Origin of the sequence: Enterobacter sp. R-25 (assembly GCF_049913205.1) — a bacterium.
GTDB lineage: Bacteria > Pseudomonadota > Gammaproteobacteria > Enterobacterales > Enterobacteriaceae > Enterobacter > Enterobacter ludwigii.
In genome coordinates, this window is sequence record NZ_CP183982.1 from 1,314,937 (window position 1) to 1,330,791 (window position 15,855).

Below are 15,855 nucleotides of genomic sequence, written 5' to 3' on the forward strand. Positions count from 1 at the left end.
AAATAACCTCTTGAAACTTAATGGTATGGTGGCGCAATTTGTCCACGGATAAGGGCAATAATAGCAGAACTGGCAACCCCGCGGAAACAGCTATCGCGCAGGACTGCACTCTGTGCTACATGAAAAGGGTAAGAAAGGGGATTTTCAGACTTATGCCTGGCGGCGCAACGTCTCAAGCTGGGCGATCAACATCTCTTCAATGAGCTCGCTACGGCTGATATTACGCGCTTCAGCCAGTTCGTTAAGCGCATCGACGGCGTCGGCATTGAGCTTCAGTTCGACACGCTTAAGCCCACGATTTTTATCGCGTTTAAGCTGGTTGCGTTTATTAATACGCAGCTGTTCATCGCGCGAAAGCGGATTCGTTTTCGGTCGTCCCGGTCGACGCTCATTCGCGAACAGATCTAGTGTCGTACGGTCCGTTTGTTCTTTGGCCATGATTCTGAGACTTCGGGGGAAACAAGCCGCCCTGCTATTGCCCGGGCGATGAGCGCGCCATCATACATCACCAAAAACGGCACGCCAACGACTGGAAGCCCGCAACCTTCCAGTCGCTCTCTTTTTAATCAATTCGCAGTATCAGAGAGATAGCGGCGGATGGCGCGTAACACGGCGTCAGGTTTTTCCGCGTGAACCCAGTGTCCGGCACCGGCGATGACATGGGCGCGCGCCTGCGGGAATTGCGCCAGCAAGGTGTCGCGGTAGGCGTCGGTGACATAAGGGGAGTTACCGCCGCGAATAAAGAGGGTAGGGTGTTGCCAGGCGGGCACCGTATCCCAGCCGACGATGTTGTTGTACTGCGCCCAGAGTACCGGCACGTTGAAACGCCACTGGCCGTCGACAAACGACTTCAGCAGAAACTGAATAACGCCTTCTTCATTAAGATGTTCGCGCATGACGGCTGTGGCCTGTTGGCGGGTTGAAACCCCAGCCTCTGTCACCGCAGTGATGGCAGCAAAAATGTCGTCATGACGGCGCACGTCGTAATCCACCGGGGCAACGTCGATCACGACCAGACCGTTGATTCTGTCCGGTGCCAGCGCCGTCAGGGCCATTACCGCCTTGCCGCCCATAGAATGCCCGATGAGCGTCACCTTCTGAAGATGGTTGGCATCAAGCGTATCGAGCAGATCCTGGGCCATTGCCGCGTAGGTCATCTCCTCTGAACGCCCGGAAAGACCGTGATTTCGCATATCGACCTGCAGAATATCGTGATCGGTAACCAGATCGCGCGCCAGCACCCCCAGGTTATCCAGGCTGCCAAAAAGCCCGTGAACCAGTACGATGGGAGAATTATTGTTCGGCGATTGTGCAGTTTGCGCTCGGGTATTCAATTTCATGGCAAAGTTCTTTTTTTACGTATGTCAGGTTAGGGTATCATGTTGACCATTCTGCCGCCCGGCTGCAAGGTTCCAGTTTAATCTGACTTTTGCCGCCAACCTGGTTTGACGCTATCCGCTGTTGGAATTTAACTTTATAATCCCAACGACTTGTATTCAGATAAGATATCGCACTGGATTAAGATGAAAACAATCGAAGTTGATGACGAACTCTATCAGTATATTGCCAGCCAGACGCGGCATATCGGGGAGAGTGCGTCCGACATTTTACGGCGCATGCTTAAAATTTCCGCCGCCTCACAGCCTGCTACCCCAGTCACTAAAGATGTCGTGTCTCAACAAAACGTTGTTGCACAAGCAAAACCTGCCGTCGCGCAAGTGAAAGACAAAGTACGTGCGATGCGCGAGTTGCTGCTCTCTGATGAGTACGCCGAGCAGAAAAAAGCGGTTAACCGCTTCATGCTGGTGCTGTCTACACTCTATTCACTGGATAACAAAGCGTTTGCTGAAGCGACCGAGTCGCTGCACGGTCGTACCCGCGTCTATTTCGCAGGCGACGAGCAAACGCTGCTGCAAAATGGCAACCAAACCAAACCTAAACATGTCCCGGGCACACCGTACTGGGTCATCACCAATACCAATACGGGCCGCAAGTGCAGCATGGTTGAACACATCATGCAGTCCATGCAGTTCCCGGCGGAATTGATTGAAAAGGTTTGCGGTACAATTTAACCCTTGCATCAGAAGGACCCGGTAATGGCAAATCACAGCCGTGCAGGCCAACCTGCACAACAAAGCGATTTGATTAACGTCGCTCAGCTGACCGCGCAGTATTACGTGCTGAAACCGGTCGTGGGCAACGCAGAACACGCAGTGAAGTTTGGTACATCTGGCCACCGTGGTAGCGCGGCGCGCCATAGCTTTAACGAACCGCACATTCTGGCTATTGCTCAGGCCATCGCGGAAGAGCGCGCTAAAAACGGCGTTACCGGTCCGTGCTATGTGGGAAAAGATACCCATGCTCTGTCTGAACCGGCGTTCATTTCCGTGCTGGAAGTGCTGACGGCGAATGGCGTTGACGTCATTGTTCAGGAAAATAACGGCTTCACGCCGACCCCTGCGGTCTCTAACGCGATCCTTGTCCACAACAAAAAAGGCGGCGCGCTGGCTGACGGGATTGTGATCACCCCATCACACAACCCGCCGGAAGACGGTGGGATCAAATACAACCCGCCTAACGGTGGACCGGCAGACACGAACGTCACGAAAGTGGTTGAAGATCGTGCCAATGCGCTGCTGGCGGATGGCCTGAAAGGGGTGAAACGCCTCTCTCTGGATGCGGCCATGGCGTCCGGCCATGTGAAAGAGCAGGATCTGGTACAGCCATTTGTGGAAGGTCTGGCGGATATCGTCGATATGGCGGCCATCCAGAAAGCCGGTCTGAAGCTGGGCGTTGACCCTCTCGGCGGCTCCGGTATCGAATACTGGAAACGCATCGCAGAGCATTACAAGCTGAACCTGACCATCGTTAACGATCACGTTGATCAGACCTTCCGCTTTATGCACCTGGATAAAGACGGCGCCATCCGTATGGACTGCTCTTCCGAGTGCGCGATGGCGGGCCTGCTGGCGCTGCGTGATAAATTCGACCTGGCGTTTGCCAACGACCCGGATTATGACCGCCACGGTATTGTCACCCCGGCAGGGCTGATGAACCCGAACCATTATCTTGCGGTTGCCATCAACTACCTGTTCCAGCATCGTCCGCAGTGGGGCAAAGAGGTGGCTGTAGGTAAAACGCTGGTCTCCTCGGCGATGATTGACCGCGTGGTTGAGGCGTTGGGCCGTAAGCTGGTGGAAGTACCGGTAGGCTTCAAATGGTTTGTTGACGGTCTGCACGACGGCAGCTTCGGTTTTGGCGGTGAAGAGAGCGCGGGCGCATCCTTCCTGCGTTTTGACGGCACGCCATGGTCTACCGATAAAGACGGGATCATCATGTGCCTGCTGGCAGCGGAAATCACCGCTGTCACCGGTAAAAATCCGCAGGAACACTATAACGAGCTGGCGGCACGCTTTGGCGCGCCAAGCTATAACCGTATTCAGGCTGGCGCGACCTCCGCGCAGAAAGCGGCGCTGTCTAAACTCTCTCCGGAGATGGTCAGTGCCAGCACGCTGGCCGGTGATCCTATCACGGCCCGTCTGACGGCGGCCCCGGGTAACGGTGCCTCAATCGGTGGTCTGAAAGTGATGACCGAAAACGGCTGGTTTGCCGCGCGTCCATCCGGTACGGAAGATGCATATAAAATCTATTGTGAGAGCTTCCTCGGCGACGAACACCGTAAGCTGATTGAGAAAGAAGCGGTAGAGATTGTCAGCGAAGTGCTGAAAAACGCGTAAATCGCGGTGGGCTGATGCCCTCACGATGCAGTCAAAACGGCAACCCCAGGGTTGCCGTTTTGCTTTTGCATTAACTGTGTTTATTTTTCAATTCAAACCGCGGTGATACCAGACCGTACAGCGTCCAGCCCATAAAGGTCACCATCGCACCATACAGCATGGCTTCCTGGCCGGAAGAGTAGAGCGCATAGAAGCTGTAAATTGCCCCAATCAGCGCCACAATATTCGCCACCCTCGCTTTGCCTGCGTCCACCTTCGCCACCTTCTGAATGATGACCAGCGCCGCCATCGACAGAATATATGGAATGATATTGGTCACTACTGCCAGGTTGACCAGCACGTTGAACTGGCTGTTCAGCGACGGGCTGATGGTCATCAAAGATAACCCACTCTGGAAGATAACAATCGCCAGCATGCCCTGAACCGGTGCCTCTGCTTTGCTGACCCGGGAGAAGATTTTCGGGAAATACCCTTCGTCAGCGGATGATTTAAAGACCTGAGCAATGGTGAACTGCCAGCCGAGGAGCGAGCCGCAGCAGGACATCACCATCAGCCCCATGATCACTTTCCCGACACCCGGCGTAAACATCTGCGCAAAGGCCAGACCGAACGGTGCCGTGGAACTGGCAAGATCCATGTTCGGTACAATCCCTGCAATCACGTTGGTTGAGACAATGTAAATGGCCGCAGCGCCCAGCGTACCGCCAAGCACGGCAATCGGTACGTTCTTCTCCGGGTTTTCCACCACTTCGGCGTTAGCACACGCAGATTCCAGCCCCAGGAAGGCCCACAGCGTCATGGCGATGGAAGAGCCCACTGCGGTGAAGAACGGAACATGGTGTGGGTTCCAGGAGTTGACGTACAGCGTGGGGCTAAACCAGAACCAGCCGATGATGCACAGCCCAACCACCGGGATAATAACCCCCCAGACGGTAATACTGCTGATCTGTCCGGTAATGCGCGCGCCGCCAAAGTTTGCCACGGTGCAGATCCACAGCACGCCGATGGTGGCCAGCCCGATTTGCACCGGGGTCAGCGCCACACCGAATAGCTCCGTACCGTAACCCACGGCGGAAATGGCAATCGCCACGTTAGCGATCAGCAAAGAGACGCCGTAGGTGTAGTTGGCCATGAAGTTACCGGATTTGCCAAAGGCATATTCGGCGTAGCCGCCCATCCCGCCGGGCTTGCGGCTGAACATACCGCACTTGGCGAATGCCCAGGCCAGTGCCATTGACCCCACTGCGGTCACCATCCAGGAGATAATCGAAATGGTTCCTACTTCCGCAAGCTTGGTGGGCAGCATGATGATCCCGGACCCCATCATGTTTACCATGGTGAGAATGGTCAGCTGCACCACGCCCATTTTATTGGACTTGCTCATAATTTTTCTCCTTTCAGCAGCGATGGCTGAGCGGCAGCGTGTTTGATGACGTTACAACGAACCTGCTTACGACCGTCACACTCCTCAACGTAAACGCCCTGCAGTTCCGGCGCGAAGCCCGGTAAAAGGTTGATACCCTCTTCCAGCGCAGCAAAGTAGCGCAGCACGGAACCGCCCCAGACTTCACCCGGCACAACGCACAATACCCCCGGTGGATAAGGAAGGGCGCCTTCGGCGGCAATGCGACCTTCCGCATCGCGCAGTGAGACCAGCTCGACCTCACCCCGCAGGTAGGCATAGTTCGCCTCTTGCGGGTTCATCATGACGCGCGGGAAGTGAGACTTGCGGAACATCTCTTTTTGCAGCTGCTTCACGTTGTGGCGGGCGTACAGCTCATGCATTTCCTGGCAAATCTGGCGCAGGGTGTAATCTGCATAGCGCTCCGGATACTGTTTACAGACAGAAGGCAGCACCTCTTTTAGAGGGGCATCCGTCTCGAGCAGTTTTTCGAAGCGCACCAGTTGCGCGACCAGTTGCTGCAGTTTGCCCATATCCTCGGCAGGCGTGAGCAGGAACAGGATGGAGTTGAGATCGCATTTTTCCGGCACGATGCCGTTTTCACGCAGGAAGTTGGCGAGAATAGTGGCGGGGACGCCGAAATCCTCGTACTCACCGGTCCGGGCGTTAATACCCGGCGTGGTCAGCAGCAGTTTGCACGGGTCGATAAAATACTGATGTTCGGCATAGCCTTCGAAGGCGTGCCAGTGTTCACCGGGCACGAAGTGGAAGAAGCGCAGGTCCGTGGCAATCTCAGCGGTGTCCCAGCTTTCCCACGGACGGCCATCAACCAGTTCCGGCACGAATGGGCGAAGATACTGGCAGTTCTGCAGGATCAGCTTACGGGCTTCGATACCTGTCACCACGCAGTCCATCCACATGTTGCGGCCGCTCTGTCCCTCATGCATGCGGGCGTTGATATCCAGTGCAGCAAACAGCGGATAGAACGGGCTGGTGGACGCGTGCATCATGAAGGCGTTATTCAGCCGCTTATGCGGAACATAGCGCTGCTGGCCTTTGATGTGGCTGTCCTTCTTGTGGATTTGCGAGGTCTGCGAGAAACCGGCCTGCTGTTTATGGACTGACTGGGTGACCAGGATCCCCGGATCGTTTTCATTCAGCTCCAGCAGCAGCGGAGAGCAATCGGCCATCATCGGTATAAACTGCTCGTAACCCACCCAGGCAGAGTCAAACAGGATGTAGTCGCACAGATGGCCGATGTTATCCACGACCTGGCGAGCGTTATAGATGGTGCCATCGTAGGTACCCAGCTGGATCACCGCCAGGCGGAACGGACGCGCGTCGCGGGCACGGCCCGGCGCCACTTCGGACACCAGCTCACGCAGATAATTCTCCTCGAAGCAGTGGGCGTCGATGCCGCCAATAAAGCCGTACGGGTTACGTGCGGTTTCCAGATAGACCGGCGTTGCGCCCGCCTGAAGAAGTGCCCCGTGATGGTTGGATTTATGGTTGTTGCGATCGAACAGGACCAGGTCGCCCGGAGTGAGAAGGGCGTTGAGCACCACTTTGTTGGACGATGAGGTTCCGTTCAGCACGAAGTAGGTTTTATCGGCATTAAAGACTTTCGCCGCATGCTGCTGCGCAATGCAGGGTGCCCCTTCGTGGATCAGCAGATCGCCCATCGCCACGTCGGCGTTGCACAGGTCTGAGCGGAAAAGGGTTTCGCCAAAGAAATCGACAAACTGATTGCCGGCAGGGTGACGGCGGAAGAATTGCCCGCCCTGGTGACCCGGACAGTCGAAGGCACTGTTACCCTGTTTGACATAGTCGACCAGAGCCCGGAAAAACGGCGGCCGCAGTTGGGTTTCATACTTCTGCGCGGCCGCTTCCAGTTGGCGTCCGTGGAAGTCGTTGCTGGTGTCTGATGCTTCGAATACGCCGTGGATCCGCGATAAATACTCTGCCGGAATAATTTCTTCTTTATGCGTCGCGACAAAAACAGGAATGCCAAATCCGGTTGCTTCTATTTCTTCTATACGACCAGTGAAAATATCGCTGACGGCCAGAACAATGGCGGCAACATCAATATAATCCGTGGCGTTGATATCCACCAGTTCACGGTGAGTGGTAAAGCAATCAGGGCAGGCGCGGCTGGCTGCAATTTTTAAACTTTTCATCTTTCTCTCTTTATTTTAGGTAATAACATTCCCTCGATTTCTTGCAGAAAAGAAATCGATAATATGCCGGAAAACAGCAAAAGGAGGCCGCTGATTAAAAAATCAGTAATGCGTTTTTTGCTGAATAGAATTCAGTCCGCCCGGTCGCGGATGAGCCTGAATTAAGATGAATGAGCGCACGGGTTCACAGGCAAAGGCCTGTAAAATAGGGTGTTTCAGGATAACCTGTAAGCGGGTGCGCCAGAAGTCGAAGGACTACCGGGCATTAAAGATATGAAAGTCAAAACAGTTTCGGTGGGCAAACATCATGATATGAGTTGTCCGCCTTATATGGGGCATTAAACGATTATTGTTTTCCATGTTTCATTTCCTTTCAGTAATTGAAAGCATGGACATTTTATCCTGGAAAAAGCGATTAACTGTGAAACAGATCACCGTTAACCGATCAAATCAGAAATAAATATTCGCTTTTGATGAATATCGCAGATCAAAATGCTGATATGTTGATGTTGCGTTAACGGATTGTGTTATGAATGTGCTGAATGGACATAAATACACCAAAAAATAACCCGGAGATTATTTTTGCGCGTATTTTATGGGAGGGTAGGCGTTTATTTAAAAATAAACTGAATAGTTATTCAAAGCATGAACCGATAACCGATACCGGTTTCAGTTAATAAATGACGAGGACGCGCGGGGTCAACTTCCAGTTTTTGTCGAAGGTGTCCCATATATATGCGTAAATAGTGACTATGTTCCACGGCGTTTGGCCCCCACACCTGACTCAACAGCTGGCGCTGGGTGAGTACCTTACCGTGATTATTGAGCAAAACGGCGAGTAGCCGAAACTCGATGGGGGTGAGATGGATTTCCTCTTCACCGCGAGCGATGCGCCGTGCTGCCAGATCAACCCGAATATCACCAAACGTGTATGTTGGGTCGGCAGGGGTGGTGGCGCTGTGACGACGCAGCGCGACACGAAGGCGAGCCTGCAGTTCGCCAATACCAAAAGGCTTAATCAGATAGTCATCCGCTCCGGCATCCAGCGCCGCGATTTTATCCGACTCTTCGGTACGGGCTGACAGCACCAGAATGGGCATCTGACTCCACTGTCGAACCTCACGAATAAAATCGATGCCGTCGCCATCCGGCAGGCCGAGATCGAGGATCACCAGATCAGGTTTGCGCGTGGCCGCTTCAATCAAACCCCGCTGGAGCGTGCCGGCGTCATGAACGCGCAGGCCATCGCCTTCCAGCGCAGCACGCAGAAACCGGCTAATGGCGATCTCATCTTCAACAATCAGAACGTTGATCACAAATCCTCTGGTAATTCATTAAGTTCTGGCGGGGCTTCCAGAGGAAGTTTAACACAAAAACGTGCGCCGCCTTCCGGGCGATTCTCCGCCGAAATGGTACCGCCATGAACGTCAATAATCGCCTGGCAAATCGCCAGACCCAGACCCACGCCGGGAATGGCCGACTCTTTATTACCGCGGGCAAATTTCTCGAAAATAGCGAACTCCTGTCCGGCAGGGATACCCGGCCCGGTATCCCAGACGTCAAGCCGTAGCGTGTGATCTTCCACCGTGGCATCCACCCCAATCCGGGCGTTTGCTCCTGCGTATTTGCCGGCATTTTCCAGCAGATTGATCAGCACGCGTTCAAACAGCGGGCCATCAACGTGAATTAACGTCAGCGGTTCGGGCATGTTCAGCGCAATATGGCGTCCACCGAGGCCTGGCTCCAGCATTTTCAGGGCGCTACCCACCACCTCTTCGAGCGTGAGCCACTCTTTTTTGAGGTTAAATCCGCCCGACTGAATACGCGCCATATCAAGCAGATTATTTACCAGGCGTGTGGTGTTCAGCACATGCTGGCGGATCTCGCTGGCCTGCAACGCATGTTTCGAGCCTTCCGCTGCCAAATCCAGCGTCAAAATTTCTGACTGGCCAAACAGCACGGTGAGTGGGGTGCGAAGGTCGTGGGAGAGGGCGGCCAGCAATGAGTTACGAATGCTCTCGCGCTCGCTTGCCAGACGGGCCTGTTCTTCGCTGGCGGTAAGCGCCAGCCGTTCCAGCGCGCTTGCCACCAGCAGGGTAAATGTCTCCAGCAATCGCTGCTGTTCGGGGATCATCAGCTGGCGCAGATTCGAAGGTTCGACGATCACCAGCCCCTGATTTTTATCGGCACTGCGCAGCGGCAGAATTTGATACGGTACGCCGGGCAGGGTGTCCGTCCCTGCACCCGCAGGGAGTCCTTTATCAAAGCTCCAGCGCGCAATGGCTTCATCCCAGGGCGTCATACCTGAGGCCGAGGTCAGCGGGCGCAGTTTCCCATGTTCGTCCGGAAGTAAAATCAGGTTGCTGGCGTGAAAGGTCGAGCGGATAAACTGCTCACTGGTCTGCACAATATCCAGCGGCGTACGGCCAACCGCCAGCGATTTAGACATCTCATAAAGATGCCGTGTGCGCTGTTCGCGGTAGCGGGCGATACGGGCCTGATAGCGCACACCCGCCGTCAGATTACCGATCACCAGCCCAACGGTGAGCATCACGGCAAAGGTAAGAATGTACTGCACATCCGAAACGGCGAGCGTTCCGCGGGGCGCGATAAAGAACAGATCGAAGCTGATGACGTTGATGAACGTTGCCAGTACCGAGGGCCAGCGCCCGTAAAAGAGCGCCACCACGACCACGCCGAGCAGGTAGATCATCACCAGATTGGCCGCGTCGAAGGCAATCAGCCAGTGGCTGGCAATCACGGTGATCAGCGCGCAGAGCACGACGGCGACAAGACAGCCGCGGATCTGAATTCGCCATTTATCATTAAAAGTGCGGCTGTCCGGTGCGCGGTTGGGTAAAGGGGTGGGTTTGTCATCCAGTGCGACAATCACCAGATCGAGGTCGGGAGCACGCCGGGCCAGTTTGTCAGCAAAGGATTCGCGGCTAAACCAGCGACGATGCTGACGACGGCCAATGACAATTTTCCCGAGGTTGTGCTCACGCGCGTAGCGCAGAATGGCTTTATCTTCCTGGGGATCGGAGAGGGTGGCGGTTTCTGCGCCCAGCTCCTGTGCCAGACGAAGCGAACTTAAGATCGCGCGGCGCTGGTTTTCAGGCAGCGCGTGAAGCTGCGGCGTCTCGACATAGACCGCATGCCAGACGCTGCCAAACTTGGCCGCCAGGCGCGCTGCGGTGCGGACGAGCTTTTCATTGCCGCTACCGTGACCCACACACAGCAGAATGGCATCCCGCGTATGCCAGACGCGCTCCTGCCCTTGCAGGTCACGCCAGGCGCGCATCTGATCGTCCACGCGATCCGCCGTGCGACGCAGGGCCAGCTCGCGCAGGGCTATCAGGTTGCCTTTGCGAAAGAAATGTTCGATGGCGCGTTCGGCCTGACCTGCAATATAGACTTTTCCTTCATGCAGTCGCTGGCGCAGATCGTCTGGAGGCAGATCGACCAGCACCACTTCGTCCGCAGAGTCGAAAAAGGGATCGGGTACGGTTTCGCGAACCTGAATCCCGGTCACGCCGCTGACCACGTCGTTCAGGCTTTCGAGATGCTGAACATTTACCGTGGTGAAAACATCAATGCCTGCTTCAAGCAGCTCTTCAACGTCCTGCCAGCGTTTGGGGTGGCGCGAGCCTGAAGCATTACTGTGTGCCAGTTCGTCCATCAGGATAAGCGCGGGCCTGCGGGCGAGGGCGGCGTCGAGATCGAACTCCGTGACCAGACGCCCACGATGGCTGATACGGCGAGGCGGCTGTGTCGCCAGCCCCTTCAACAGTGCTGCCGTCTCTTTCCGGCCGTGGGTTTCCACCACGCCGATAAGAATATCGAGCCCCTGCGCCCGAAGCCGCTGGGCTTCTGTCAGCATGGCGAAGGTTTTCCCGACGCCAGCACAGGCGCCGAAGAAGATTTTCAGTTTGCCGCGATGGGCTTCAGCCGTCTGTTCGAGCAGCCTGTCCGGATCCGGGCGCATGGGCTCGTCGGTCATTTAGTTTTTCCTTAGCGCGTCCAGCGCCAGATTCAGCTCAACAATATTCACCACGGGCATGCCGATGAAGCTGACCAGCGGTTTTTGCGTATGCTCTGCGACCAGCTTGCTCACCTGTTCCACCGTCAACTGACGGGCCGCCGCGACGCGGGGGATCTGCCATGCCACCGCCTTCGGCGTCAGGCTGTAGTCCAGCCCGCTCGCAGAGGCCGTCACCAGTTCCACAGGCACCTCCCGGCTGGCCTGTGGATTTGCGGCGCGCAGGGCGGCTACACGTTCGGCAATGGCTTTATCCAGCTCCGGGTTGCTGCCGGCCAGGTTACTGCCACCGGATGCCATCGGATTATACGGGCTTTCGGCAGTGGCGGAAGGGCGTCCCTGGAAGTAACGGGCGTCGGTAAAATTCTGTCCAATCAGACGCGAACCGCGGTTTTCACCGTTTTGCATGATCAGCGAGCCGTTGGCCTGATCCTTAAACCACCACTGGCCCAGCGCGGTGGTCACCAGCGGGTAAAGCCCGCCGGTAATAAGCGACAACAGAATAAACAGAAGTATAGCGGGACGTAACATCGTCATTTGATTCACCTTTTAAACCAGCCCAAACAGCGTCAACAACAGGTCGATAACCTTGATACCGATGAAGGGGACAATCAGCCCACCCAGCCCGTAAATCCACAGGTTGCGGCGCAGCATGGCGGCCGCGGTCAGCGGTTTATAGCTCACCCCTTTGAGCGCCAGCGGGATCAGGAAGACAATAATCAGGGCGTTAAAAATAACCGCACTGAGAATGGCTGATGCTGGCGAGTGCAGATGCATCACGTTCAGCGCATTAAGCTGCGGATAGGTGGCCGCAAACGCTGCGGGAATGATGGCAAAGTATTTTGCGACGTCGTTGGCGATACTGAACGTTGTCAGTGAACCACGCGTCATCAGCATCTGCTTACCGATGTGCACAACTTCAATCAGCTTGGTCGGGTTCGAGTCGAGGTCGACCATGTTGCCCGCCTCTTTCGCCGCCTGGGTACCGGAGTTCATGGCCACCGCCACGTCGGCCTGCGCAAGGGCTGGGGCATCGTTGGTGCCATCACCCGTCATCGCCACCAGGCGGCCTTCCGCCTGATACTGACGAATTAACGCCAGCTTGGCTTCAGGCGTTGCCTCCGAGAGAAAATCATCCACGCCCGCTTCGGCAGCAATCGCGGCGGCGGTCAGACGGTTGTCCCCGGTGATCATCACCGTTTTGATCCCCATTTTCCGCAGCTGGGCAAAGCGCTCTTTGATCCCGCCTTTTACGATATCCTTCAGCGAAATCACCCCCAGCACATGTGCCCCTTCAGCCACCACCAGCGGCGTCGCGCCCTGACGTGCCACGCTCTCGACCAGGTTGTCCACTTCTGGTGGGAAATGACCATTGTTGGCTTCAATGTGGCGACGAATTGCGTCGACGGAGCCTTTACGGATCATGCGGTCCTGAATGTTGATGCCGCTCATTCGGGTTTGTGCCGTGAAGGGAACGAAAGTCGCATGGAGACTCTGAACGTCGCGCTGGCGCAGGTTAAAGCGCTGCTTAGCGAGGATCACGATACTGCGGCCTTCCGGCGTTTCATCGGCGAGGGAAGAGAGTTGCGCCGCATCCGCCAGCGTTTTTTCATCCACGCCGGGGGCAGGTAAGAACTCTGACGCCTGGCGGTTACCGAGGGTAATTGTCCCGGTTTTATCCAGCAGCAGAACGTCCACATCCCCTGCGGCTTCGACCGCACGTCCGCTGGTCGCGATGACGTTCGCGCCCAGCATACGGCTCATACCGGCCACACCGATGGCCGACAGCAGCCCCCCGATGGTAGTCGGGATCAGGCAGACCAGCAGCGCCACCAGAACGGTGGTGGTGACCGCGGTACCGCCGTAAGCGGAGAATGGCCACAACGTGGCGGTTGCCAGCAAAAAGACAATCGTCAGCGCCACCAGCAGGATGGTCAGGGCAATTTCGTTTGGTGTTTTACGACGCTGCGCGCCTTCCACCATGGCAATCATACGGTCAAGGAAGGTTTCACCCGGGTTGACGCTACACTGGATCACCAGCCAGTCGGAGAGAATGCGTGTCCCGCCCGTCACGGAGGCGAAATCACCCCCGGATTCACGTATGACGGGAGCGGATTCCCCGGTGATGGCACTTTCATCTACCGACGCGCCGCCTTCGATGACTTCACCGTCGCAGGGGATAATGTCCCCGGCTTCGACCAGCACCACGTCACCTTTACGCAGTTCATCTGCCGGGACATGGTCCATCTGGGCACCGTATTTCGGTTCGCGTAATTTGCGCGCAAAAGCGGTCTTTTTCACCCCTTTGAGGCTATTGGCCTGCGCTTTGCTGCGGCCTTCCGCCAGCGCTTCCGCAAAGTTGGCAAACAGTACGGTGAACCACAGCCACAGGCTGATAGCGCCGGTGAACATTGCATTCCCCTGCAGATGACCCGTTCCCATGGCAATCGCCAGCGCGGTGGTGAGTAAACTCCCTATCCAGACGATAAACATCACCGGGTTGTGCCACTGCACGCGCGGGCTCAACTTTTTCACCGCATCCATGAGGGCCTGTCGAACTAACGACGGTTCAAACAGGGCCATTTGTTTACGACTCATGACAAATTCTCCGCAAAATCAGCGTAAAGAGAGGTATTCCGCGACCGGGCCTAACGCGAGGGCGGGGATAAAGGTCAGGGCGCCGACCAGCAGCACGGTACCGGCCAGCAGTCCGATAAACAGCGCGCCGTGGGTCGGCAACGTCCCGCTGGTGGTCGGTTGAATTTTTTTGCTCACCAGCGACCCGGCAATCGCCAGCACCGGCACAATGACCCCGAAACGGCCCACGAACATGCAGAACGCCAGCAGACAGTTCCAGAACGGTGAGTTAGCGCTTAAGCCTGCGAAGGCACTACCGTTATTGTTAGAAGCAGAAGAGACGGCATAAAGCACTTCGCTAAAGCCGTGGATGCCAGGGTTGAAGATGCCGCTGCGTCCGGCCTCCGTCATCAGTGCCAGTGCGGTACCCGCCAGCACGAGGGCGGGGGTGACCAGAATCGCCAGCGCGGTTAACTTCATCTCACGGACATCGATTTTTTTGCCCAGATATTCCGGGGTGCGACCAATCATCAGGCCCGCAATGAACACCGCCAGCAGAACAAACAGCAGCATGCCGTAAAGACCCGAGCCTACGCCGCCGAATACCACTTCACCGATCTGCATCAGCCACATCGGGATCATGCCGCCCAGTGCCGTGAAGGAGTCGTGCATAGCATTGACCGCCCCGCAGGATGCCGCCGTCGTGACCACGGCATAAAGGCTACTGGCGAGAATGCCAAAGCGGCTCTCTTTCCCTTCCATATTCATGGTGCCGTCAGCGCCCAGCGTCAGGAAATGCGGGTTACCTTGCCATTCGGCCCACATCACCAGCGCAACACAGACGACAAAGATGAGCGACATGGTCCAGAGCAGGGTGCGACCCTGACGACGATCGTTCACCACATCGCCAAAAGCAAAGCACAGCGCTGCGGGGATCAGGAAGATCGCCAGCATTTGCACTGCGTTGGTCAGTGCCGTTGGGTTTTCAAACGGATGCGATGAGTTGGCATTGAAGAAACCGCCACCATTCGTACCGAGCATCTTAATGGCTTCCTGTGAGGCCACAGGCCCCATCGGCAGAAGCTGTTTTGCCCCTTCAAGCGAGGTATAAGGGGCGTAAGGCAGCAGGTTTTGCAGCGTACCTTGCTGAATAAAGAACAGCGCGATGAGCAGAGCAATCGGAAGTAAGACCCACAGAGTAATGCGCGTGAGATCAACCCAGGCATTGCCCAGCGTACCCATATTCTGACGTGCAAACGCACGCGTCAGCGCGAAGACAACCGCGATGCCGCTGGCTGCTGAGAGGAAATTTTGTACGGTTAATCCCACCATCTGGCTGAAGTAGCTCAGCGTGGTTTCGCCGGCGTAGGATTGCCAGTTGGTATTGGTGACAAAGCTGACGGCCGTATTAAACGCAAGATGCCAGGACAGGCCCGGTAACTGTTGCGGGTTCAGCGGCAGGCTACCCTGCAACATCAGCATGACAAAGAGCGCGACCAGCCCAACGATATTCAGCAGCAGAATAGCGACCAGATACTGACGCCAGTTCATCTCCTGATCGCGTATTCCCAGTACGCGCCAGATCCCTTTTTCGATACTTCCCGTACCCGGTAAGGACACGTTGTTGATCAGCCGCGCGAGCCCCGTTCCCAGCGGTCTTGCAAGCACCAATAAGACCAGTAAAAAGCTGGCTATAAGTAAAAACGCCTGAGCAGCCATCAGAAGGCCTCCGCATTAATCAGGGCGTAGACCAGATAACCCAATAACAGCAACACCAGCACGATGCCGGTAATCAGACCTGCACTCACAATCCACCTCCGAGTGACATTTGTATTTGTGTTAACGGTAGGATTTATTGCGCAAAGATTTCGCAAAAATCGGCAGGGTGGGTGTAAAAAAAGTATAAAAATGGAAAAGGCACAA

Annotated in this window: 13 protein-coding genes; 2 read left to right on the forward strand and 11 right to left on the reverse strand. The window is 55.8% G+C overall.

All coding sequences use genetic code 11. The features are described 5' to 3' along the window. Positions 1-150: 150 nt before the first annotated feature. Together ybfE and ybfF are read right to left on the reverse strand one after the other, a co-directional pair. Entirely contained in the window at positions 151-438 is a 288-nt protein-coding gene (ybfE, locus tag ACN9MQ_RS06240; RefSeq protein WP_014169148.1) for a LexA regulated protein, read from the reverse strand. Positions 439-566: 128 nt separating this feature from the next. Continuing rightward, positions 567-1,340, reverse strand: coding sequence for an esterase (ybfF, locus tag ACN9MQ_RS06245; protein WP_047357106.1), 774 nt, complete (start codon positions 1,338-1,340; stop codon positions 567-569). Between the two features lie 183 nt (positions 1,341-1,523). On the opposite strand from ybfF, the gene seqA reads away from it, so the two are divergent. Then, complete coding sequence (gene seqA, locus ACN9MQ_RS06250; protein WP_020884977.1) at positions 1,524-2,072, forward strand: replication initiation negative regulator SeqA; 549 nt, start codon at positions 1,524-1,526, stop codon at positions 2,070-2,072. A gap of 24 nt (positions 2,073-2,096) precedes the next feature. Beyond that, positions 2,097-3,737, forward strand: coding sequence for a phosphoglucomutase (alpha-D-glucose-1,6-bisphosphate-dependent) (gene pgm / locus ACN9MQ_RS06255; protein WP_020884976.1), 1,641 nt, complete (start codon positions 2,097-2,099; stop codon positions 3,735-3,737). Between the two features lie 70 nt (positions 3,738-3,807). On the opposite strand, the gene potE is transcribed toward pgm, so the two are convergent. The 9 genes from potE to kdpF form a co-directional block, all read right to left on the reverse strand. After that, entirely contained in the window at positions 3,808-5,121 is a 1,314-nt protein-coding gene (gene potE / locus ACN9MQ_RS06260; protein ID WP_014169152.1) for a putrescine-ornithine antiporter, read from the reverse strand. Next, positions 5,118-7,316, reverse strand: a complete 2,199-nt coding sequence (gene speF / locus ACN9MQ_RS06265; protein WP_020884975.1) for an ornithine decarboxylase SpeF — start codon at positions 7,314-7,316, stop codon at positions 5,118-5,120. The genes potE and speF overlap by 4 nt, the downstream gene beginning before the upstream one ends. Positions 7,317-7,571: 255 nt before the next feature. Next, positions 7,572-7,676, reverse strand: a complete 105-nt coding sequence (gene speFL / locus ACN9MQ_RS06270) for a leader peptide SpeFL (RefSeq protein WP_106503839.1) — start codon at positions 7,674-7,676, stop codon at positions 7,572-7,574. Positions 7,677-7,954: 278 nt separating this feature from the next. Beyond that, positions 7,955-8,632, reverse strand: a complete 678-nt coding sequence (gene kdpE / locus ACN9MQ_RS06275) for a two-component system response regulator KdpE (protein ID WP_025204661.1) — start codon at positions 8,630-8,632, stop codon at positions 7,955-7,957. Next, positions 8,629-11,316, reverse strand: coding sequence for a two-component system sensor histidine kinase KdpD (gene kdpD, locus ACN9MQ_RS06280; protein WP_014169155.1), 2,688 nt, complete (start codon positions 11,314-11,316; stop codon positions 8,629-8,631). The genes kdpE and kdpD overlap by 4 nt, the downstream gene beginning before the upstream one ends. Beyond that, complete coding sequence (gene kdpC / locus ACN9MQ_RS06285; protein ID WP_020884974.1) at positions 11,317-11,892, reverse strand: potassium-transporting ATPase subunit KdpC; 576 nt, start codon at positions 11,890-11,892, stop codon at positions 11,317-11,319. A 12-nt stretch (positions 11,893-11,904) separates the two neighbouring features. After that, positions 11,905-13,953 carry a potassium-transporting ATPase subunit KdpB gene (kdpB, locus tag ACN9MQ_RS06290; protein ID WP_014169157.1) on the reverse strand — a complete coding sequence of 683 codons (2,049 nt, stop codon included), beginning with the start codon at positions 13,951-13,953 and terminating at the stop codon, positions 11,905-11,907. 18 nt (positions 13,954-13,971) lie between these two features. Further along, on the reverse strand, positions 13,972-15,651 hold the full coding sequence (kdpA, locus tag ACN9MQ_RS06295; protein ID WP_148576466.1) for a potassium-transporting ATPase subunit KdpA: 1,680 nt from the start codon (positions 15,649-15,651) through the stop codon (positions 13,972-13,974). Further along, complete coding sequence (kdpF, locus tag ACN9MQ_RS06300) at positions 15,651-15,740, reverse strand: K(+)-transporting ATPase subunit F (RefSeq protein WP_148576467.1); 90 nt, start codon at positions 15,738-15,740, stop codon at positions 15,651-15,653. Before kdpF ends, kdpA begins: the two co-directional genes overlap by 1 nt. Positions 15,741-15,855 lie beyond the last annotated feature (115 nt).